Annotated in this window: 23 protein-coding genes and 1 pseudogene; 1 reads left to right on the forward strand and 23 read right to left on the reverse strand. The window is 38.7% G+C overall.

The features are described 5' to 3' along the window. Window positions 1-10: 10 nt before the first annotated feature. The 9 genes and pseudogenes from QM374_RS02090 to QM374_RS02130 form a co-directional block, all read right to left on the reverse strand. Complete coding sequence (locus tag QM374_RS02090) at window positions 11-724, reverse strand: DUF3169 family protein (RefSeq protein ID WP_414310718.1); 714 nt, start codon at window positions 722-724, stop codon at window positions 11-13. Between the two features lie 55 nt (window positions 725-779). Further along, window positions 780-1514, reverse strand: a complete 735-nt coding sequence (locus QM374_RS02095) for a DUF3169 family protein (RefSeq protein WP_414310719.1) — start codon at window positions 1512-1514, stop codon at window positions 780-782. Between the two features lie 13 nt (window positions 1515-1527). Continuing rightward, a complete protein-coding gene (locus tag QM374_RS02100; RefSeq protein WP_414310720.1) occupies window positions 1528-1878 on the reverse strand; it encodes a PspC domain-containing protein in 351 nt (116 codons plus the stop codon). Continuing rightward, window positions 1875-2078 (reverse strand): hypothetical protein, encoded by a 204-nt coding sequence (locus QM374_RS02105; RefSeq protein WP_414310721.1) that lies wholly within the window; start codon window positions 2076-2078, stop codon window positions 1875-1877. The genes QM374_RS02100 and QM374_RS02105 overlap by 4 nt, the downstream gene beginning before the upstream one ends. Continuing rightward, complete coding sequence (locus QM374_RS02110; protein ID WP_001176235.1) at window positions 2078-2284, reverse strand: helix-turn-helix transcriptional regulator; 207 nt, start codon at window positions 2282-2284, stop codon at window positions 2078-2080. The genes QM374_RS02105 and QM374_RS02110 overlap by 1 nt, the downstream gene beginning before the upstream one ends. 9 nt (window positions 2285-2293) lie before the next feature. Beyond that, window positions 2294-2761 (reverse strand): annotated as a pseudogene (locus QM374_RS02115) (hypothetical protein). A 96-nt stretch (window positions 2762-2857) separates the two neighbouring features. Next, a complete protein-coding gene (gene hisS / locus QM374_RS02120) occupies window positions 2858-4147 on the reverse strand; it encodes a histidine--tRNA ligase (protein ID WP_414310722.1) in 1290 nt (429 codons plus the stop codon). 80 nt (window positions 4148-4227) lie between these two features. Continuing rightward, on the reverse strand, window positions 4228-5475 hold the full coding sequence (locus QM374_RS02125) for a transporter (RefSeq protein WP_414310723.1): 1248 nt from the start codon (window positions 5473-5475) through the stop codon (window positions 4228-4230). 188 nt (window positions 5476-5663) lie between these two features. Further along, on the reverse strand, window positions 5664-6515 hold the full coding sequence (locus QM374_RS02130) for an Rgg/GadR/MutR family transcriptional regulator (protein ID WP_414310724.1): 852 nt from the start codon (window positions 6513-6515) through the stop codon (window positions 5664-5666). Window positions 6516-6646: 131 nt separating this feature from the next. Between QM374_RS02130 and QM374_RS02135 the strand changes: the two genes are divergently transcribed. After that, on the forward strand, window positions 6647-7216 hold the full coding sequence (locus tag QM374_RS02135) for an MptD family putative ECF transporter S component (protein ID WP_414310725.1): 570 nt from the start codon (window positions 6647-6649) through the stop codon (window positions 7214-7216). A gap of 180 nt (window positions 7217-7396) precedes the next feature. On the opposite strand, the gene dltD is transcribed toward QM374_RS02135, so the two are convergent. The 14 genes from dltD to QM374_RS02205 form a co-directional block, all read right to left on the reverse strand. After that, window positions 7397-8569 (reverse strand): D-alanyl-lipoteichoic acid biosynthesis protein DltD, encoded by a 1173-nt coding sequence (gene dltD, locus QM374_RS02140; protein ID WP_414310726.1) that lies wholly within the window; start codon window positions 8567-8569, stop codon window positions 7397-7399. Window positions 8570-8616: 47 nt separating this feature from the next. Next, on the reverse strand, window positions 8617-9771 hold the full coding sequence (dltB, locus tag QM374_RS02145; RefSeq protein WP_414310727.1) for a D-alanyl-lipoteichoic acid biosynthesis protein DltB: 1155 nt from the start codon (window positions 9769-9771) through the stop codon (window positions 8617-8619). Between the two features lie 423 nt (window positions 9772-10194). Next, a complete protein-coding gene (tnpA, locus tag QM374_RS02150) occupies window positions 10195-10659 on the reverse strand; it encodes an IS200/IS605 family transposase (RefSeq protein WP_414310728.1) in 465 nt (154 codons plus the stop codon). Between the two features lie 215 nt (window positions 10660-10874). Next, complete coding sequence (locus QM374_RS02155) at window positions 10875-11567, reverse strand: methionine ABC transporter permease (RefSeq protein ID WP_004250431.1); 693 nt, start codon at window positions 11565-11567, stop codon at window positions 10875-10877. Between the two features lies 1 nt (window position 11568). Further along, entirely contained in the window at window positions 11569-12630 is a 1062-nt protein-coding gene (locus QM374_RS02160) for a methionine ABC transporter ATP-binding protein (protein ID WP_223339651.1), read from the reverse strand. Beyond that, complete coding sequence (locus QM374_RS02165; protein ID WP_414310729.1) at window positions 12623-13996, reverse strand: M20 family metallopeptidase; 1374 nt, start codon at window positions 13994-13996, stop codon at window positions 12623-12625. Before QM374_RS02165 ends, QM374_RS02160 begins: the two co-directional genes overlap by 8 nt. Window positions 13997-14118: 122 nt before the next feature. Beyond that, window positions 14119-14973 (reverse strand): MetQ/NlpA family ABC transporter substrate-binding protein, encoded by an 855-nt coding sequence (locus QM374_RS02170; RefSeq protein ID WP_000694516.1) that lies wholly within the window; start codon window positions 14971-14973, stop codon window positions 14119-14121. Between the two features lie 153 nt (window positions 14974-15126). Then, entirely contained in the window at window positions 15127-15969 is an 843-nt protein-coding gene (locus QM374_RS02175) for an amino acid ABC transporter substrate-binding protein (protein WP_045762539.1), read from the reverse strand. 102 nt (window positions 15970-16071) lie between these two features. Continuing rightward, entirely contained in the window at window positions 16072-16395 is a 324-nt protein-coding gene (locus QM374_RS02180) for an AzlD domain-containing protein (protein ID WP_414310730.1), read from the reverse strand. Then, on the reverse strand, window positions 16385-17080 hold the full coding sequence (locus QM374_RS02185; RefSeq protein WP_414310731.1) for an AzlC family ABC transporter permease: 696 nt from the start codon (window positions 17078-17080) through the stop codon (window positions 16385-16387). Before QM374_RS02185 ends, QM374_RS02180 begins: the two co-directional genes overlap by 11 nt. Window positions 17081-17241: 161 nt before the next feature. Beyond that, the gene (locus QM374_RS02190; protein ID WP_153224597.1) at window positions 17242-17916 is read right to left on the reverse strand and encodes a CPBP family intramembrane glutamic endopeptidase; all 675 of its coding nucleotides are present in this window, start codon (window positions 17914-17916) and stop codon (window positions 17242-17244) included. 120 nt (window positions 17917-18036) lie between these two features. Continuing rightward, a complete protein-coding gene (locus QM374_RS02195; RefSeq protein WP_414310732.1) occupies window positions 18037-18705 on the reverse strand; it encodes a lysostaphin resistance A-like protein in 669 nt (222 codons plus the stop codon). An 11-nt stretch (window positions 18706-18716) separates the two neighbouring features. Further along, window positions 18717-19394: a CPBP family intramembrane glutamic endopeptidase gene (locus QM374_RS02200; RefSeq protein WP_371559651.1), complete on the reverse strand. Its 678-nt coding sequence runs from the start codon at window positions 19392-19394 to the stop codon at window positions 18717-18719. Window positions 19395-19516: 122 nt separating this feature from the next. Further along, window positions 19517-20185: a lysostaphin resistance A-like protein gene (locus tag QM374_RS02205; RefSeq protein ID WP_414310733.1), complete on the reverse strand. Its 669-nt coding sequence runs from the start codon at window positions 20183-20185 to the stop codon at window positions 19517-19519. Window positions 20186-20223 lie beyond the last annotated feature (38 nt).

Below are 20223 nucleotides of genomic sequence, written 5' to 3' on the forward strand. Positions count from 1 at the left end.
AGAAACTCCTTTATTTAAAATAACGTTTTGTTTTTCTTAATTGTGCGATAGTTATATAAAGATGAATGACGACTAAAAGAACTAAGGCAACCACTTGTATTTCTCGTAAAATAACTGATAATACTATCAATAAAATATAGAGTGCGGGCAGTAAAATTTGATCCAGCCTAAACAGAGTTAAAAAGGCACTCTCCATCTCTGCCTGCTTTTCTCCCTCATCATAACTGTTAAGATAGGTTAAAATATCTTTTGGAGTGTAATAAGCAGACAGTTTATAGTGTCGAACGATAAAAATAGTTCGCAACAAGTAATTGGCAACAATAATGTATAAGCATAATAGAATAAGAGTAGGAAGAATTAGCAAGGTATTCTTAAATATCGGAGAAATCAGTATAATCCCACTGGTCATCATTGCTATCATCAAAACATTGGAAGAAACTGAACCATAATCTAAGTAACGATAAGCTCTTACATAGGTTTGGTTACTATCTTCTTCCTCTGTCGCCCTTTGATAAAGAGTATAAATTTCGCGACTTTTACCAAGATAATACATGGCTAAAACGAAGGAAAGTCCTCCAATAACAAGAGCGATTCCATAAATAGTAGGTAAGACTTGTTCCATTTGAATCTGTTCAACTATCCCTCTAAGAGTGTAGGCAAAGGCTACTACAAAAGCACTTAACATACACATTACTACTCTCAACCATCTACGATTATTATTCATTTTCTGACCTCTATCTAAACTAGCCAATAACCTTAAGTAGTTTCAGTGATCTTTCCTATTTAAAATAACGTTTCACCATAGGTAACTGCATCACATTGATATAAATATGGATTGCTCCTACAAGCAAGAAAGCTAGTAGCTGAATTTCTCCTGTAAGTAAGGAAAAGAGAACAATTAGAATGTAGAGACCTGGCAAGACATACTGATTTAATTGGAATAAAATCTGAAAACTCTGTTCCAAATTAGCCTTGCGCTCCCCTTCATCGTAAGAATTGATATAGTTCAAAACATCCTTTGGTGTAGAGAAAAGAGCCAAATCAAACTGACGCACAATCGCAATTGTTTTAGAAAGAGATTTTTGAGCGAGTAAGAATACCACAAAGAGTAAGAAAGAAAGGGAAAATGTTTGATGGCTTGTATTCAATATAATCACTTCATTTAATGAGATGAAAAGAGATAATAAAGTCGCTACGCTTGTGATATTAAAGGCAATGCTTCCAAACTCAAGATTCCGATACATTTGCACATAATAGCTTTCATTCAGATCATCATCCATTTCCTCTTGATACAAGGAATGAAACTTTCTGCTTTTCTTTAGGAAATTGAAAGTCAAAAGAACGCTAATGAAACCTAACAGTAAACAAATAGCTGATATCCATGGTATCAAGACTTTTACATCTAAAATGATTCCGTGGGATTCGGCACGTGCCTTAAACATCCCTATAAACATACCCAAGAAAGCTCCCAAGACAACTACTGCTAAAAATAATAATCCACGTTTCTTTTTCATTTTCATCCTCCCTCTAAACTAATCCAGCCAACCACTGACCAAAGGCTCTACCTGCTTCAAAAATAGCTGTCAATCCCTCTGCTCCAAGTGACACCAAAAGCAAACAAATAACAAGTAACATAATAGCTTGATTTCTTGCTTTTTTCGCTCCATCTCCCAAGGGCTCTTTACCTAGCCAACCTGCTAGATAAGCATAGAGAGTCACGGTTATAATCCCAATCTCCGTCGAAGAGAGAAACAAGAAGACTGTCACCAAACGAACGATATTGGCTTGAATGTTAAAATAATTTCCTAGACCTGCACAGACACCTGCAAGTTCTTTGTTCTCAGTATCTACTTGAAAACCTGCTAAAAATTCTTTCATAATTTTTCTCCTTTTACGATCTCTTTAAACTTTATCTTTCTCTCTACCCATCTAAAGACTAATAGTAACACTAAATTTATCCAGAAGAGATACTTACTTTCAATGATCGTAAACCAACCAAATAGGGTTCCAATCATAGCCAAAAGATTAACGATAAACACAACGATACATAAATAATAAATCACTTTATACTTGTTCATCACTCATCCTCCTCTAAGCGAAAAACTGACTCGACTGGCTCATTGAAGATCTGAGCAATCTTCAGGGCGATGACGATGGATGGAGTGTACTCATCCCGTTCCAGCAAACTGATGGTTTGCCTAGACACGCCAGCTAGTTTGGCCAGTTCGGTTTGATTGAGACCATCGCGAGCTCTAAGCTCTTTTAGACGATTTTTAAGTTGCATGTTACACACCTACTCTCCGTCAAATTGAATCGTTTGGATGTCCTCAATGCGTTGTAGTTTGAATTTTTCTTTTCCCTTTTTATCTACACGACGTAGCTTGACCCATTCGTCATCAACATCCACTACTTCCCAATTATCTGTCCCAAACAATTGTCCAACGATGACTGGCGTTCTCCCAATCAATTCTTTTAATAATCTTGACATTTCTGTATTTCCTTTCTCTTTTCGCTCAAACTTTTTGATTTTATTCCCTAGTTTCTTGACCTTTTGGGTATGGTCGAGATAAAAGATTATCATAAGAGGTACAAATCCTAATGCCCACATAATCGTTCCTTTCTGCTATACTTTTCTTAACTTGATTTCATTGTAACACATCTTTTCATTTTTGACAAGTATCTTTGTCAAAAAGTTTAGTATTTTTGTCATTTTGCAAAAGAAAAAGGTCAGGAGTAAGATCCTGACCAGTTTATCTGTTATTAATACTCTTCGAAAATCAAATTCAAACCACGTTAGCTTCACCTTGCCGTACTCAAGTACAGCCTGCGGCTAGCTTCCTAGTTTGCTCTTTGATTTTCATTGAGTATAAAATCCTAATTTTTCAAAGATTTCTGAGAAGTTTTGGCTGATTGCTTCAAGTGAAACTTGAACTTCTTCGCGAGTTTGGTTGTTCTTGACTGTCACTTGTCCGCTTTCGACTTCGCTCTCTCCAAGAGTGATAAGAGTCTTAGCAGCAAAAACATCGGCTGACTTGAATTGCGCTTTGAGTTTACGGTTGAGGTAATCACGCTCTGCTTTGAAACCTTGTAGGCGAAGAGCTTGTACCAACTCCAAGGCTTTAAGATTTGCTCCTTCACCGAGAACGGCGATATAGACATCTAGGGCGTTTTCGATAGGGAGAGACACACCTTGCTTTTCAAGGATGAGAAGCAGACGCTCTACACCAAGTCCAAAACCAAATCCAGCAGTCTCAGGACCACCAAAATAGGCAACCAAGCCATCGTAGCGACCACCTGCACAGACTGTCAAGGCATTGCCCTCAATCTCAGTGATGAATTCAAAAATCGTGTGGTTGTAGTAGTCCAAACCACGAACCATATTGGTATCGATGATGTAATCTACTCCAAGATTTTCCAGCATCTGACGGACAGCAGCAAAGTGGGTTTGGCTTTCTTCATCAAGGAAATCCAAGATAGACGGCGCATTCTCTACTGCCACCTTGTCTTCCTTTTCCTTAGAGTCCAAAACACGGAGAGGATTTTCCTCCAAGCGACGTTGGCTATCCTTAGACAAGGTCTCCTTAAGTGGTGTCAAATAGTCAATCAAGGCTTGACGGTAGGCCGCACGACTTTCAGGATTTCCAAGAGTGTTAAGATGTAGTTTCACACCTTGAACACCGATTGCTTTCAAGAAGTGGGCTGCCATAGCGATTGTTTCCACATCTGTCGCTGGATTGCTAGAACCAAAGCACTCCACACCGATCTGGTGGAATTGACGCAAGCGACCTGCTTGTGGGCGCTCATAGCGGAACATTGGCCCCATGTAGTAGAACTTGCTTGGTTTTTGAACTTCTGGTGCGAAGAGTTTATTTTCCACATAAGAACGAACAACTGGTGCTGTTCCCTCTGGACGGAGAGTGATATGGCGGTCACCCTTGTCGTAAAAGTCATACATTTCCTTGGTTACGATATCAGTTGTGTCTCCAACCGAACGACTGATGACTTCGTAGTGCTCAAAAATAGGCGTGCGTACTTCTGCATAGTTGTAGCGTTTAAAGATTTCACGCGCAAAGCCTTCAACGTACTGCCACTTGGCAGACTCAGCAGGTAAAATATCCTGCGTTCCTTTTGGTTTTTGTAATTTCATAGGGAATCCTCTTTATAACTTAATAGTCCTATTTTACCATAAATGAGGGGATTGGGACAGTGTGAAAAGAAGACTAACACCTAAATTTCATTTTTGAGATTAAGACTAGCTAGGAGAATCGCAAGCAAGGAAAGCCCAACAAACAGAGCCCATGTTAACTGTATATCCCATACTGCCACCAGTGAAAAACAGGCTGTCCCCACTGGTATAGATAGAGTAAACAACAAACCTAAAAAATTACTGGTACGAGAGAGAACCTCTGGAGCAAGATTTTTCATGAGCAGAGCACTAATCTTTGGAGAAATTTTCCCAGAAACATACATGGTAAAAAAGACGAAAATCATCCCGAGCAAGACTTGGTTTAACAAATTAGATAGACCAACTAGACTGGCTCCTAATGTGACCCACATCATCAATCTAGGCAAAGATTGCTTCCCAAAATAGTCATTTCCCGTAAGACTACTGATGATAACTGCTAATAAGGTAATCAATTGTAAGATAAACAAGGCATCCTTGTAGGAAAAATTCAGTAAGGAATGATTTAAAAGGAAGATGTTATAGATACCACCTAAGGCACCACCCAAAGCATTGATAAGCAAGATAGCAAAGAGCATAAAACCAAAGTTTTTCTGTCCACTTTTAAGAAAAACGAGACGTAAGTTTCGGTAAATCGTTAAAAATTGATCTTTGATAGAAAGTTTCTCATTTTTCAGTGATTTACTATCAAAAAGTGGAGTTGATAAGCTTAATTCAGCCCTTCCTAAAAAGAGAATGAGAGCTGACACTAGGAAAAATATGGCATTGATTCCCGCTACAAGCGAAAAGTTCTGTGTTGACACCCCTAATAGCCAAACTCCAAAAGCTTGGCCACCAATAGCAGAAATATAGGTAATAAACTGGGAAAATGAGTAAGCCTCCATCAAATCTTGCTCCGCGACCTTTTCTTTAACGAGAGGCATTCGCAAGCCACCTGCAAAATCACTGGCTACATCACTAATGACATTGATGAGACAAAGGGTCGAAAAGGCAAAGAAACTAGCTTGCTGAACAACTAGGGCTGCTAGAAAAAATAAAACCGCCTGAAATAAACCGACATAGGTCATCCATTTGACCTTGTCCTTGGTATAATCTGCCCGAATTCCCACAAAAACTGTAAAAAGAGTTGGAAGCATCATCACAACATTCGCCATGGCAACGGCAACAGAAGCCTCTGGCAAAGTCGAGGCATAGACCACAAATACTAAATTAAAAATGGAAGCTCCAAAAGCATTGAAAAATCGTGATAAACTCAAAACTCTGTAAGCTTGATTTCTTAGTAATAGTTTCATATAGATTCCTCTCTTTCTCACATACTACTTTTATGGTAGCTCTAGTATAGCATCAAGAATCCCTCGAGAATGATTTTTTGAATATATGCAACAGATTAAACGAATAACGAAAACGCTAGAATTTTCTACTACTAATAAGTATCTTCACAGTCCTATCGTTTCAAGTTATTTTATCTAGTTGCAGATATTCAACACTCCATGGCACTTCTATAATAGTCTGCAGATTTGCTACAACCGATCATCTCGAAAATACGGATAGCGTCCTCCATCTTTCTCTGTCCTTCCTCCGCTCTTCCTTGCTTACTATCAAGCAAACCTTCTGCCCATAGGTAGACTATTCGAAAATAGGTTTCATTTTCTTCAAAGAAGTTCTTTTCAATTTGTTTTTTGAAATAGAGGGCATTGGTAAAATCATCAATTTCAATACAGGCCATAAAAGCATTGAGGAGCAAGGTATGCATTATATTTCGATTTTTCCCAACTCCTTGCAAGAAATCTGACTTCCGCAACATTTCCCGAGTATACTTTGTCAAAAGCTGGACTGATAAAAGAGGAGAGCAGGAAGAAAAGAACAACAGTTCATAGAGCCCCCAAATTTCAACAGAAAATAGATAATCATGTAGGACTCTTTCTTCCTCAGAGGTCAATGTAACTGTCTCATCAATGGCTTTCATATAGGATTTTATCAAAATAGCATTGAGAATGTGTTGCTGTCTATCCTTTGAAAAAGGAAGTTGTTGATATTCTCTCTGGTAGATAGTGCGCAAAGATGTTAAATCTTGAGGGTCGATAGCCTCAACTATTCTGTTTCTAAATTCAGAATAGGCATCCTGTTGAAAACCTCTCGCCAAAAATAACAATTCTTCCATACTCGCATGAATATTCTCCAAAGCTGTGATTAACTTTGGAGCAGATATTTCACTCTGACCATTTTCAAAACGCGACAATAAGGATGCTGAAAAGCGTCCACCTGTTGCTTTTCTCAAGGAAATTTTTCTTGATTCTCGTAGCTCTTTAAAGACTTTTCCTAAATTCTTCATACTCTTACCACTCGTCTTTTATTTTTTCCTATTTTACCACATTTCCTAATAAATACTAGTTCCAAACCAGCATTTACAATCTGCCACAGGCATGATACAATGAATAACATCAGATATACGAAGGAGAATTTATGAAAAAGAATATCTTGACGCCCCTTGTGGCTGCCCTTGTCTACTTTCTCTGCATCGGAGTAGGGGTTCTACTAGGAAACCTTGTCGATCACACTGGAAATATGTTTTATGCCCCTGCCTTTTCTGCTCTTGTGGGCGGTAGCGTCTATATGCTACTTTTAACAAAAGTACCTCGTTTTGGAGCGATTACTACGATTGGACTTGTTATCTCTCTCTTTTTCCTCGGGAGTAAGCATGGTGCTGGTGCCTTTCTGCCAGGAATCATCTGCGGTCTTGCAGCAGATGGCATTGCTCATCTTGGCCACTACAAAGATAAGGTCAAGAACCTTCTTTCCTTCCTAGTTTTTGCTTTTGGTACTACTGGTCCCATCCTACTCATGTGGTTGACACCTCAAGCTTACATAGCAACCCTAGTTGCTCGTGGAAAATCTCAGAACTATATCGATCGCATTATGGTTGCACCGAATCCTGCTAATATCCTCCTCTTCATCACAAGTGTTCTCATCGGCGCTTTACTTGGTGCCCTTATTGGACAAAAACTTAGTAAGAAATTAACACATAAACAGTAACAAAAAAAAAGCTCCTTGTCTCAAATAAATATTAGAGACAAGGGGCTTTTTTAATAAAATATTTAAAATTCACTGTAAATGAATTCTTGGATGTTTGAAAAATCTGTGACAAGAGAATAAATCACGATGCTTAAAATAACCGTGTAGAAAAACAAGGTCCACAATAGTAAACGTTGTGTGTCAGTTAGTTTCATTTGCAAATTTGTAAAGTTCTTTTTCAACTTCCATCCATCCTTTCACCCCAACGTGCATCACGTCAAATAAAAAGTAATCTTCATACTCTTTATTTCCATAGTTTAACACCGTAGCACCGTGGTTTTTGGCAATATTTTCTATTTTTTTGTAAGTTTCTTCACGCATTTCTCGTGAGACACCTGTGTAATCATTCCACTTCCCGTTTACTGGGAAAATAATGACTTCAACTTCAATTCCCAATTCCTTAGCAACTGTCAAGAAGAGTTCCATATCTGAATACTCTGGTGACTCCAGGTAGCTCAAATCTTTATTAGAATCTTTTAATGAAGCATAGCGATCTTTCAAATAAGTATTGTAGTAGTTGTTATCCACAGCATAATCATTATTGTCTGTTTTCTTTTTAACTTCTGCTACAAATTGATCTGTCAGCTGCTCCCAATTATAGTCAGGTGTTTTATCCCCTAATGAAGGATAATCTGATTTGGCATGATTTTCATAGAATTTTCGTTTAAGCTTGAAGGAATAAACCGCATTGTCAAGTTCCAATAATTTTTTATCAATGATTGTCCCTTTTCCTTCTATAAAATAGCTTTTATACTTTTTATAGATATCGTTCTGTTGTTTATTCCCTTTGGTAATCTCAATAATGCGATTAATCAGTTTTTCTTTGGTTTCCTTACTGATTTTCTCATTATCTAGCATGTGAAAAATGTGTTCCTGAGAAGCCTTGTTTAAGAAGGCATCTTGATGGGTTCCATCCTTTTCAAACCATTGAACAGACTCTACAATGGCTACTTTTCGCTTACTCATAGCTCCTTCAATCGAGCCCAGGGTTGTAGCTTGAATGATATTTTGAGAATAACTGGTTCCTATCTGCATGATATTAAAATCATTGTAGTTAAAAATTTTATTGGGATGGTAATCCTCATTTATCGTCGCAACTAACTCTGAGGAACCCAGTAGAACTAGTGTGTTGGGAGTGATATTATTTGTTAGAATGTCTCTACTTTTATACTTTTCATAAGAAGTGCTGTAGCGAATACTATTGTCCTTGACTTTATAATAATCATCAACCTTCTTGACATATGTCACATTTAAAAGGGCAAGTGTCGCAATTACGAGCACAAGCGATAGTAAAAATGCTTTTAACTTAATCATCTTGTTTTGTCCAATCTCCTTGATTTAGCAGATTTCTTTAAATTTCTTTATCTACTTAAAATTGTCCTGACTATCTTATAAGGTTCTCCTGAAAAGATAAAGAAACCAACCATAACTAAATTCATGGTCACAAACCAACTCATTAGTTTGTACCAAGTTTTATTCTTATGTTTCTTATAAAAAGTGCTTTTCTTTTGATAAATTTCAAATCCAGACATCAGAACGCCATGGTAAAATCCATAAGCGATATAGCTGACACTAATTCCATGCCAAAATCCCATGACCAGCATATTGACCATATAGGCATAGGCTGCATTGTGTAATCTATTCTTAAACCATTTCTTTCTGATAACCTGCATCAAAACTCTTGAAAATACGAAATCTCTCAACCAAGTTGACAAGGTAATGTGCCATCTAGTCCAGAAATCCTTGATATCAACACTCAAGAAAGGTTTATTGAAATTCATCGGTGTCTGAATGCCCAAAATATTACTGCTCCCAACAGCCATCAAACTATAACCTGCAAAGTCAAAGAACAGATAGAATGTATACAAGCACATATATTTGAGTGAGTAGACAACTGTACCAGTATTGCTTAGAGCAAGTAGCATCTGGTAAACATAGGTTGATAGAACCACCTTGTAGAGAAGGCCTAGAACAACGCGATAAATACCATCACCTGCTAACTCTAGGTAGTCTTTTCTAGGCATGACTTCATTGATCTCTTTTAGAAATCTTCTGCTACGATCGATTGGTCCCGAACTAACTGTAGGGAAAAAGAGTAGAAACTGAAGATAATCTTTTACACTGATTTTTTCTTTGATTAAACCATCCGATATTTCCAGCATGATTTGGATAGTTTTAAAGGACATATAAGAAATCCCAATAAAAGCCAACAAATGTAGCTGGGTTAAGGCAAAGACTTTATTGACTACTAAAGGTAAAATGGATAATATAACCAGTGGCTTCAACCGTTTTGAATCCATTCTTTGTGCTATGAAAACCAGAAAATACTGGTAAATGATGAATGCCAGTAAATAAACAACCATGGCTTTACTCTTACCATAGATGGCTCCTGCAAATAAAATTGACAGACTTAAAATATAATAATCCTTACGCTTGCCAAAGTAGTTTAAAATAAAGCCAATCAGTAAAACTACAAACAATAGAAGGAAAAACTCATTCCCCTCAAAATAATTCATACTAGCCGAACTCCTTTATCATTTCATAATTCTCTACAGATAGATTACTACCTTTGTCATATCGAAATATGCTTTCTCATTATACCATACTTCCAAAAGTTTATTCCACTTGAATAACAAATATCATTTATAAATAGATCCAGCCATCTCTCATAACGCAGACAAACTCTATCAGTAATTAAAAAATTGCCCCTATAAAGGGTTGGCTACCATATAATGAAAACTCTTAGAAATGCTGAAACATGCTATTTTTAAGAGTTTTTTTTATTTTCTCTAGTAAAATCATAACCACCCGTCAAACGGGTGGTTTGTACCAGGGCTATAAGCCCAAATTACCAGCCAGCGCCTAAAGACGCTGGCTTTCACGTTGTTCAAGCCTCATTGCTCTTGACTCGTCACTTGCCTCTTAAAGAGGCTTTAGTATTACTTACCACTATCCCTAAAGGGATCCTCATATTCTTTTACACTCAATTTATCTAGTGCTATATCATGTTTTTCCTGTTCTTGGATATATTTCTTAATTGTGGCTTCATTGAGTCCAACCGTACTCACATAATAACCTTCTGCCCAAAAATGCCGATTCCCAAACTTGTACTTGAGATTGGCGTGTTTGTCAAACATCATGAGTGCACTTTTGCATTTTAAATAACCCATGAAACTTGAAACACTTATCCTTGGTGGAATACTTACTAACATATGTACATGATCAGGCATTAAGTGTCCTTCGATAATCTCAACACCTTTATAACTACATAATCGGTGGAATATTTCTCCCAAACTACTTCGATATTGATTATAAATGATTTTTCGTCTATACTTAGGGGTGAACACAATGTGATATTTACACATCCACTTTGTGTGTGATAAACTATGTGCCTTTTGTGCCATATTTTTCTCCTTTCGCTTTACAATTGGCTTGAACACCTTTATTGTATCGCGTTTGGAGTTTTTTTGGTATAACCTTCGACGCGCACCCGCATAGCGGGTGGTTTATTTGTCTCGCACCTAACGGAGCGAGACGGACTGAAAGTCACATAAGAAAAAGATTGAAGAAAATTATCCACAACGGACTTTTTCTTCAATCTGAGAGCCACACGGCTCTTTTATTTATGGCTTAATTTCTTGGTCAAAAAGTCTCCCAAGAACTGAATTGTAAAGATAATCAAGATAATGATAAGCGTCGCAAGGACTGTCACATCATGATTGAAACGGTTAAATCCATAGGCGATAGCTACGTTACCGATACCACCTGCTCCGACCGCTCCCGCCATAGCTGTTTCACCGACAAGGGAAATCAAGGTTACAGTTGTCACACGGATCAAGTCTGGTAGACCTTCCGATAGGTAAACACCTACGATGTCCCAGAAAGTAGCTCCGCTAGCTTGAGCTGCCTCGATGACACCGCCATCTAGCTCTGCCAATACCACCTGTACCTGACGAGCAAAGAAGGCAAAGACTGCAAAAGATAGGGGTACAATAGCCGCATTTGGTCCGATACTTGTCCCTACGATTAGATGAGAGAAGGGTGACAAGACAGCCAAGAGAATGATGAATGGCACCGCACGGAAGATAGAGGTAATCTTGTCCAAAATCCAGAAAACAACTTTATTTTCCAAGACACCACCTGGAGCTGTCAAGACAAGGAAAAGCCCTGCAACCAGCCCTAGGAAACCTCCGATGATGAAGGAAAGAACCGTCATATAAAGGGTCAAGTAGATTGCCGTTCCCCAGCCAGCCTGACCAGACCAACCCATCTTGTAGACGTTTGGTAAGTATGCTTTAATCAATTCTGCCATCTTACTGTCCTCCCTTCAATACTTTTAGTTGTACACCAGCCTGACGGATGGCGTCTTGAGCGCTTGCCAAGGCTTCTTTTTCCCCTGACAATACAACCACAAGTTCACCCACAGGAGTGCCGTCCAAAATTTCAATGTTCCCATAGAGAATATTGGCTGTTACTTGGTAGTGCTTGTACAATTCATTCAGAAGTGGTTCATCTGTAGAAGCGCCTGCATACTTGAGTTGTACCAAAATGCTGTTTTCAGATAAGTGCTCTACAATTTCTTGTTTCTCAATCTTGACCATAGCTTCATCGATACCTGTCGCAGTCGAAATAAAGTCCTGAGTCAATGGCTGCTTAGGATCTGAGAAGATTTCAAGAACGCTGCCCTCTTCAATCAAGCGACCATCCTGCATCACTGCCACACGGTTAGCAATGTCTTTGACAATCTGCATCTCGTGTGTAATCAAGACAATGGTCAAACCTAGTTTACGGTTCAATTCTTGCAAGAGTGACAAGATTTGTTTCGTTGTCTTTGGATCAAGAGCTGAAGTTGACTCGTCTGAAATCAAGATTTTTGGATCATTGGCCAAGGCACGCGCAATAGCCACACGTTGTTTTTGACCTCCAGATAATTGTGAAGGATAGTTTTCGGCACGGTCAGCCAAGCCCACCAAGTCGAGCAATTTAGCTACTTTAGCCTTCTTTTCTTCCTTGCTGAGCCCAGAGTGTTTGAGGGCAAAGGCTACATTTTCCTCTGCTGTTTTCTGGCTCATCAGGTTAAAGTGTTGGAAAATCATCCCGATATCTTGACGTTTATGTCGTAATTGCTCAGCAGTTAAGGTAACCTTACCATCAAAAATTACATCATTATCTACAGTAATTCGACCTGCAGATGGTTTTTGCAAGAGGTTAATAACACGAACTAGGGTTGATTTCCCTGCTCCAGAATATCCAACGATTCCGTAGATATCCCCTTCTTGGATGTGAATAGTCACATCCTTGACCGCTGTGATGGTTCTTTTCTTTTGGTGAAAAGTCACATCGATCTGATCTAACTTGATAATATCTCTACTCATAGCTTCTAATCAGCTCCTCTACTAATTCAATATGGGTGTAATAATCGGCGATTCGTACATTCTCATCTCCACCATGGTCTCGGCTATTAGCATTTCCTAGACCAAAGGCAACCATAGGTACTTCTAAAGCATCAAAGACCGTATGCATAGGTCCTGTCCCAGCTGTAGTCGGCAAGACAGATACGCCCTGTGGATAGAATTTCTTGGCTAACTCAATAACATTGAGAATAGATGGTGCACTCATATCACTTCGATAACTCATCTCACCCAAGGTATAGTATAATTCTACCTTATCAAAGCCGTTTTTGTCTAGTTGTTTCCGGATTTTATCCAAAACATCATGTGGGTCCAAGCCAGGAACCAAACGAACTTCTAGCTTGGCACTAGCCTCTGCTGGTAGAATCGTTTTAACTCCTTGCCCCTGATAACCAGACTGAATCCCTTCGATATTGAGTGCTGGTTCAAAGAAGAAACGCTTTAGAAAGGCTGTACGTTCCTCTTGTAAAAGTGGCAATTCCAAGCCATAAATCTGGCTAATTTCCTCTGGATTGCGTTGGGCATAGGTTTCAACCAAGGCTAACTCTCGTTCGTTAGGCTCTTGAACCTCATCGTACAAGCCCTCAACTAAAATACGTCCATCTGCAGCTCGCAAACTGGTCAAAGCTTGAATCAGATACCAAGGAGCTGACTCTACAATACCGCCATAGCTAGAGTGGATATCCACATCGGCACTCTTGACCTTGGCATCAAAAGTCACAATTCCTTTGTTCCCACCAGAGATTTCTAGCTGTTCCAAGGCATTTTTGGTTCCTTGTTCCCAGACCAATAAATCTGCACCACGAAGCTTGTCCGCATGTTTTTCCAGATACTTGTCTAGGTCTGTCGAAGCCGATTCCTCCGCTCCCTCCATGATAAAACTGATATTGACAGGCAGATCATCATGGTGCTGCATATACTTTCTCAAAGCACTCAAACGAGCTGTGATATGTCCCTTATCATCATCAACCCCACGCCCATACATGAAGCCATTGCGGACCGAAAGCGTAAAGGGATCCTCTGTCCACACTTGATCGCCATCCGCAGGTACTGTGTCATAGTGGTTGTAGAAAATGATAGTCTTGGCATTTGGGCGTGAACTTTTAAAATGCGCCATGACAAAGGGTGCCGTATAACTCTCATCAATCTCGACTTCTGCACCTACACGCTTGAAGATCTCGCCTAGATAACGAGCCACTTCTTTAAGGCCGACTTGTTGGGCAAAGACTGATTTTTTCGAAATCAAGGTCCGCAACACTTCAAAGTAATGTTGCGCTACATGATCCTTTTCAAACTTTTCAATTTGTTCTTCTTGGCTAGGGAAAACCATTTTCTCTCTACCTTTCTACTAGGACTTGTACCTTTGGAATCAATACAAGTGGATGTTCCTTTTCTTTAGTCTCTATATAAAAGCAAGAGGTGGAAAAAATCTCTCCCACCTCCCTGTGTTTATTACCAAACTGGTTGATCCAAGCCGTCTGAAGTTTCTTCGATGACTTTTTTCACTTCGTCAGTGTGGTAAGCTGCGATAATTTTCTTGATTGCATCAGCTTTAGGTGATGATTCCCAATCTTTTTTCGCAACGATGATGTTGTACCATTGTTTTGAGTTTTCGTCAGCTTGCTCTTTAAAGAGTGCTTTCTTGTAGTCCAATTTTGCTTCTGTAACAAAAGTGTTGTTTACAACTGCTGCATCAACTGAAGTCAATGAACGAGCTGTTTGGCTAGCGTCCAACTCAGTGATTTTCAAGTTCTTTGGATTTTCTTTGATGTTTGCGATTGTAGCAAGTTCAGTTCCTGAAACATCCAATTTAATCAAACCTGCTGATTGAAGAAGGTAAAGGGCACGGCTTTCGTTAGTAGCATCGTTTGGAATAGCAATTTCACCGTTGTTTGGGATTTCTTCCACTTTAGTGTACTTGTTTTCTTCCCCGTTTTTACCTGAGTAAAGGCGGATTGGTGAGATATAAGTATCTGCAATCGCTACAAGGTCTTTACCGTTTTCTTTGTTCCAGTTGTTCAAGAAGTTGTAGTGTTGGAAAGCGTTCAAGTCTACTTCACCATCAGCAGTTGCTTTATTTGGTTGTGAGTAGTCTGTAAACTCTGTGAATTCCAATTTAATTCCGTCTTTTTCAACCAATTCTTGGACTTTGTCCCAGCGTGCTTCTTCTGAACCGCTACGGTTAACAGTCGCAATTTTAACTGTAGTTGTGTTGTCTGCTTTCTTGTCTGAATTTCCGCAAGCTGCAAGTGCAAGGCCTGCTACTGTAGCGATAGCTGCTACGCCTAACCATTTTTTAATTTTCATGATTCGTTCTCCTTTAAAAATAATACTGTAATAGTATCTCACACTTTATTTGATTTCGCAAATTGTTATTAGATAGGCAGACATATAGTTTGAAACTATATGCCTAAAAGTTGCAAAATCATCCACCTACGAGAGAATGGATGATTTACAAACTTATTTGATGTCAGCTTCTGCTGGGAGGTAAGAACCACCAAAGAACTGTTGAGATAATTTTTCAAGAGTTCCGTCTTTGTATAGTTCTTGGATGCGTTTGTCAACAAATGATTTCAATTCATCTTGACCTTTTGCAAGAAGTGGGTAAACGTAAGGTTGTTGGTCGCTTGGAAGTTCGATGACTTTCAAGTTATCTAAACCTTGGTTTTTGATAACTGTTTCTACACCGATTTTATCAAAAATCTTGTAGTCAAATTGTCCATCGCTCAAACGTCCCATGATTTGTTGGAAGTCAGCTTTTGTGTAGTTAAGGACAGTTGGGTTATCTGCGTGTTGTTTGTTGTATTCTTCCAATTGTTTAGCTGATGTTGTTCCTTGAACGACTTCAGTAGATTTTCCACCGATATCATCAAGTGATTTGATGCTATTGTCATCTTTCTTAACTACGAGAACGTTAGGGTTTTTAGCAGTTGGTGCTGCGTAAAGATATTTTTCTGCACGTTCTTTTGTATAGCTAATGTTGTTAACAGCCATTTGGTAACGATCTGCGTCAAGGCCTGCAAAGATACCTGACCATTCTGTCTTTTCAAACTTGACATCATACTTGTCAGAGTCTTTAAAGATAGCGCGAACAACCTCAATCTCAAAACCAGTCAACTCACCGTTTTCTTCATAGTTAAATGGTTTTGGTGACGCGTTAGTTGCTACAACGATTTCTTTTTTACCAGATGTTGCTTCACCAGATGCAGCATCTTTCTTTTCACCACCTGAGCAAGCTGCCAATACACCTGCGGCTACAAGCCCTAGGGCAGCAAGTGATGAATATTTAACGATTTTTTTCATGATATTTCCTCCAAAATAGAATACAATCTTATCTTAACAGAAAAAAAGGAATTACGCTATTATATGATTTCTATATTTGTGATAGGTTTTCTTTATGGCTGATTAAAAGACCAAACGTAGGACTGCTATCAAGACCACTCCAAAGAGAACAGTCCCTACCAGATTGCGGTAACGAAAGGCTACAAAGGCCGTTGGAAAGATTGCTAAAAAATCTAACCACTTTATCTGCGGAAGGCTTCCAACTTTTCCTGCCACCACACTTGAAAGAATCAAGGCAAAGATAATAGAAACTGGTAGAAATTTCAAAAAGCGCTCTACGATAGGCGGCAAACCCTTGTACTTGGCTAGGATAAAAGGAATCATTCTTGGAATCCAAGTCACCAAGCCAGAAAAGACAATTGCTAATAAAATATACTTACTGACCATCCAAGACCACCCCCATGGTACAACCTAGCAAGGTCGCAAACAGAACAGCTAATGACTGAGACACCACCGTCAAGAGCAAAAAGAAAGATACAGCTACAACTGCTAAAATTATGAAGAGATTGCGCAAAGGAATCCGTTTTTGCATAATCTGAAACTGGGAAGAAAAAATCCCAATAAACATCCCCACTAGGGCAAAATCTAAGCCAAAAATTTCTGGATTTGGTAGAAGTCCTCCTAGAGCAGTTCCGACAACAGTTCCGACAAACCAAGCTACATAGCTGTTAAGGTTGTTCCCGTGCATCCACATAGGATTGACCTTATCCGTATGCACCAACTCGCCCATCAAAACGCCATAGGTCTCATCGGTCAAAAGACTGGACATGCCGATATTGTGCCAGAGACTTGTATGACGGAAATAAGTCGACGCATGTAAGCTCAACAAAAAGAGACGCAAATTGATTAGAAAAACCGTCATAGCAATAGCTGCCACAGGAGCTTGAACTGCAATCAAGGCTATCATGGCAAACTGGGCACTCCCAGCATAGACAAAGAGACTCATCAAACCCATTTCTACTGGTGTCACATAGGGAGAACCGATAATGCCACAAGCAAGACCGATGCTAACATAGCCCAGAGCTGTCGGCACCGCAGCCTGCACACCCTCCCAAAATCCTTTTTCTTTCATAGACTTCCTCACTAATCATTCCTTCAGCAACTGCTTTCCAAACAGTCACAACAAAAATTATTATAACATATTCGTAAAATAGAAAAAAGTCTGCTGACTGACAAGAACAGAAAAAGACTGGGAGGCCAGTCTCATGATGCAACTTATAAACTATTTTAGATTTAATACCCAAACACCAATAAACTAAGAACGATTAAAAATGTATTCCACAAGATATGAAGAGCCATTGGCCAATAAACTGAACGAGTATAACGAAATAGCATACAGAACAAGAGACCTGCTCCCGCATAAACGATGAAATCTGTTAACACCCAGCCATACTGTAAAACATGGATAAGACTAAAGAGTGTGGAGGAAACGACGACATCAACATAATACTTTTTAAATTTGGACCATGCCGTCATCAGAAGTCCACGAAAAACCAACTCTTCAACGATAGGAGCAATGAGACTGCCATAGAGAATGCGCATTATAAAGTAACTAATTCCTGTCAAATTAGCTGCTTCTTTCATCATTTCGTTCCCATTTTGCGTGCTAGGAAAAATCAGAGTCGTTATATTTACCCACACAAACATCAGTATAAAGAAAAGAAAGAAGGCACCTAGATAAGACCAACGGAACTGGAAGAGACCGCATTCTTTCCAACCTTGACTCTTTACTAGAACCACTGTAGCAGCAATCCCCTCAAGAACTATCAATAAAATTTGAAATCCATAAAATCCAAAATCTGATAATTGGTTAACAAATTCTAACCTTGCTACAAAATTAAAAATTAAGTAATAGGTGACTATTATCAAAACAGTTGACAAGTATAATTTCTTATCTTTCCTTTTCATCGTTGATCCTTTTAAGTTTTATTTACGTCGTCTTTCAGCCAAACCTGTCCAGATTCCTTTCATCCAATCAGAAGCACCACGATGAGGACTCATCCCTTTATTTACAATTCTCAAAATCCACTAAAATAACAAAGGTAGAATTTGAGCAATGGCATTATTAACTATATGCAGTCCAATAGGCCAATAAATAGACTTTGTCACTCTAAAAAAGACTGCCATTATTAGACCACCACCCATATATACGAAAAAGTCTGTCAAGACCCAACCATGACTACTGATATGCAGAATTCCAAATAAAGCAGCAGAACCAAGCACATCCAATCCCCATTTCTTCCCTTTTTCCAAAGCGGTCATCACCAATCCACGATAGATCATCTCTTCAAAAATGGGACCTGCAATCACTGGATAGAAAAAATACATCAAAAATGCAGTAGGACCTGTAAAAGTAGGAAGATCCAGTTGATAAGAAATTTCATTTTGGGTGGACGGGAAAATAAAAAATGTAACGAAATTCCAAACAAAAAAAGCAAGAAGAGCTAAAAAGGAATAGAAAAGATAGGACACTTTAAATTTTCTGCTATTGATTTGTTGCCATTTTCCTGACCAAATCATGGCAACAAGAGCAAGCAAAACCACAAGAAAATTCAACATCATATCCGAAAAATAATAGCCAAAATCAGATAGACCAGCAGCCAAGTCGCTGTGTAAAACCAGACGAATGAAGAACTGGTCCGCCATGATAAGTAGAATGGCTACAAACAAGTAGTAGCGTAAGATTATCTTTTTCATATATCACCTTTCTAAAATCCAAACACCAATAAACTAACAATAAGCAAGAAGGTATTCCATGAAGCATGTAAAGCTATGGTCCAATAAATAGAGTGTGTACAGCGAAACATCATGCAAAATATCAAGCCCATTACAAAGTATAGTATGAAATCTGTCGTTATCCAACCATGCTGTAAAACATGCATAGCGCCAAATATGGCAGCAGAAACAAGAACATCAATATAGTAGTTTTTAAATTTAGACAAGCTTGTCATCAAAAAACCACGACACACGATTTCTTCTGCTACAGGTGCGATAAGGCTACCGTAAAGTACACGCGTAATAAAATAGCTAATTCCTGTCAAACTGGTGGCTACTTCCACTACAGTACTTCCATTTTGCGTACGAGGAAAGATACGAGTTGCTAGATTTGCCCACACAAATAATAAGAAAAAAGAAAGAATGAAAACACCCAGGTAAGACCAACGAAACTGGAAGCGACCGCACTCTTTCCAATGTTCACTTTTGACAAAAATAATTGTAGATACAGTTCCCAGAATAAGTACCAATAAAACCTGGAACACATAGTAGATCTCATCAGACAAAGCTACAGTAAAATCTAAGTCTGGTATGACATTAAAAATGAGGTAATAGGTCAAAAGCAACAAGCCAGTTGCTAGGTGAAATTTCATTTCTTTCATTTTCTTCATTTAATCAACTCCTATAGTATCTATCCTCTACTACGCTTAAACAACTCACCTGTTGGATCTACAACCCAAGCAAAAGCACCACGATTAGGACTCATCCCTTGATTTATGATTATCAAAATCCTCTAAAACAGCAAAGGAAGTATATGCCCGATACCGTTATAGACTATATGCAGTCCAATAGGCCAATAAATAGACTTTGTTACTCTAAACAAGACCGCAAATATGATACCGCCACCCATATATACGAAAAAATCTGTCAAGACCCAACCATAATCACTAATATGCAGAATTCCAAATAAAGCAGCAGAACCAAGCACATCCAGTCCCCATTTTTTCCCTTTTTCCAAAGCGGTCATCACCAATCCACGATAAATCATCTCTTCAAAAATGGGACTTGCAATCACAGGATAGAAAAAATACATCAAAAATGCCGTAGCGCCTGTAAAAGTCGGAACAGCGAGTTGGTAAGCAAGTCCATTTTGGGTAGGTGGGAATAGGAAAAATTTAATAAAGTTCCAAATAAATAAAGCAAGAAGGGCTAGAAAGGAATAAAAAAGATAGGAACCTTTAAATTTTCTACTGTTGATTTGTTGCCATTTTCCTGCCCCTACCATGAAAATAAAAACAAGCAGAACCACAAGAAAGTTCAACATCATATCCGAAAAATAATAGCCAAATTTAGATAGACTAGCAGTAAAATCATTGTTTAAAACCAGACCACTAAAATACTGGTAAGCAATGACAAGTAGAATGGCCACAAACAAGTAGTAGCGTGAGATGATCTTTTTCATTCTTTTTTCTCCTATACTATGGAATGAAGACAGTATAA

Origin of the sequence: Streptococcus infantis, from assembly GCF_047465525.1 — a bacterium.
GTDB classification, from domain to species: domain Bacteria; phylum Bacillota; class Bacilli; order Lactobacillales; family Streptococcaceae; genus Streptococcus; species Streptococcus infantis_R.

Excerpts from the sequence above, each read along its gene's own strand:
- QM374_RS02165 (WP_414310729.1), bottom strand. The coding sequence starts at position 13,996 with ATGGTTTTCCCTAGCCAAGAAGAACAAATTGAAAAGTTTGAAAAGGAT.
- QM374_RS02125 (WP_414310723.1), bottom strand. The coding sequence starts at position 5,475 with ATGAAACTATTACTAAGAAATCAAGCTTACAGAGTTTTGAGTTTATCA.
- QM374_RS02195 (WP_414310732.1), bottom strand. The coding sequence starts at position 18,705 with ATGAAAAAGATAATCTTACGCTACTACTTGTTTGTAGCCATTCTACTT.
- QM374_RS02170 (WP_000694516.1), bottom strand. The coding sequence starts at position 14,973 with ATGAAAATTAAAAAATGGTTAGGCGTAGCAGCTATCGCTACAGTAGCA.
- QM374_RS02185 (WP_414310731.1), bottom strand. The coding sequence starts at position 17,080 with ATGAAAGAAAAAGGATTTTGGGAGGGTGTGCAGGCTGCGGTGCCGACA.
- tnpA (WP_414310728.1), bottom strand. The coding sequence starts at position 10,659 with ATGGCACAAAAGGCACATAGTTTATCACACACAAAGTGGATGTGTAAA.
- QM374_RS02200 (WP_371559651.1), bottom strand. The coding sequence starts at position 19,394 with ATGAAGAAAATGAAAGAAATGAAATTTCACCTAGCAACTGGCTTGTTG.
- QM374_RS02095 (WP_414310719.1), bottom strand. The coding sequence starts at position 1,514 with ATGAAAAAGAAACGTGGATTATTATTTTTAGCAGTAGTTGTCTTGGGA.
- QM374_RS02090 (WP_414310718.1), bottom strand. The coding sequence starts at position 724 with ATGAATAATAATCGTAGATGGTTGAGAGTAGTAATGTGTATGTTAAGT.
- dltD (WP_414310726.1), bottom strand. The coding sequence starts at position 8,569 with ATGATTAAGTTAAAAGCATTTTTACTATCGCTTGTGCTCGTAATTGCG.
- QM374_RS02175 (WP_045762539.1), bottom strand. The coding sequence starts at position 15,969 with ATGAAAAAAATCGTTAAATATTCATCACTTGCTGCCCTAGGGCTTGTA.
- QM374_RS02135 (WP_414310725.1), top strand. The coding sequence starts at position 6,647 with ATGAAAAAGAATATCTTGACGCCCCTTGTGGCTGCCCTTGTCTACTTT.
- QM374_RS02130 (WP_414310724.1), bottom strand. The coding sequence starts at position 6,515 with ATGAAGAATTTAGGAAAAGTCTTTAAAGAGCTACGAGAATCAAGAAAA.
- QM374_RS02160 (WP_223339651.1), bottom strand. The coding sequence starts at position 12,630 with ATGAGTAGAGATATTATCAAGTTAGATCAGATCGATGTGACTTTTCAC.
- QM374_RS02205 (WP_414310733.1), bottom strand. The coding sequence starts at position 20,185 with ATGAAAAAGATCATCTCACGCTACTACTTGTTTGTGGCCATTCTACTT.
- QM374_RS02105 (WP_414310721.1), bottom strand. The coding sequence starts at position 2,078 with ATGAACAAGTATAAAGTGATTTATTATTTATGTATCGTTGTGTTTATC.
- QM374_RS02190 (WP_153224597.1), bottom strand. The coding sequence starts at position 17,916 with ATGAAAAGGAAAGATAAGAAATTATACTTGTCAACTGTTTTGATAATA.
- dltB (WP_414310727.1), bottom strand. The coding sequence starts at position 9,771 with ATGAATTATTTTGAGGGGAATGAGTTTTTCCTTCTATTGTTTGTAGTT.
- QM374_RS02110 (WP_001176235.1), bottom strand. The coding sequence starts at position 2,284 with ATGCAACTTAAAAATCGTCTAAAAGAGCTTAGAGCTCGCGATGGTCTC.
- QM374_RS02100 (WP_414310720.1), bottom strand. The coding sequence starts at position 1,878 with ATGAAAGAATTTTTAGCAGGTTTTCAAGTAGATACTGAGAACAAAGAA.
- hisS (WP_414310722.1), bottom strand. The coding sequence starts at position 4,147 with ATGAAATTACAAAAACCAAAAGGAACGCAGGATATTTTACCTGCTGAG.
- QM374_RS02180 (WP_414310730.1), bottom strand. The coding sequence starts at position 16,395 with ATGGTCAGTAAGTATATTTTATTAGCAATTGTCTTTTCTGGCTTGGTG.
- QM374_RS02155 (WP_004250431.1), bottom strand. The coding sequence starts at position 11,567 with ATGGCAGAATTGATTAAAGCATACTTACCAAACGTCTACAAGATGGGT.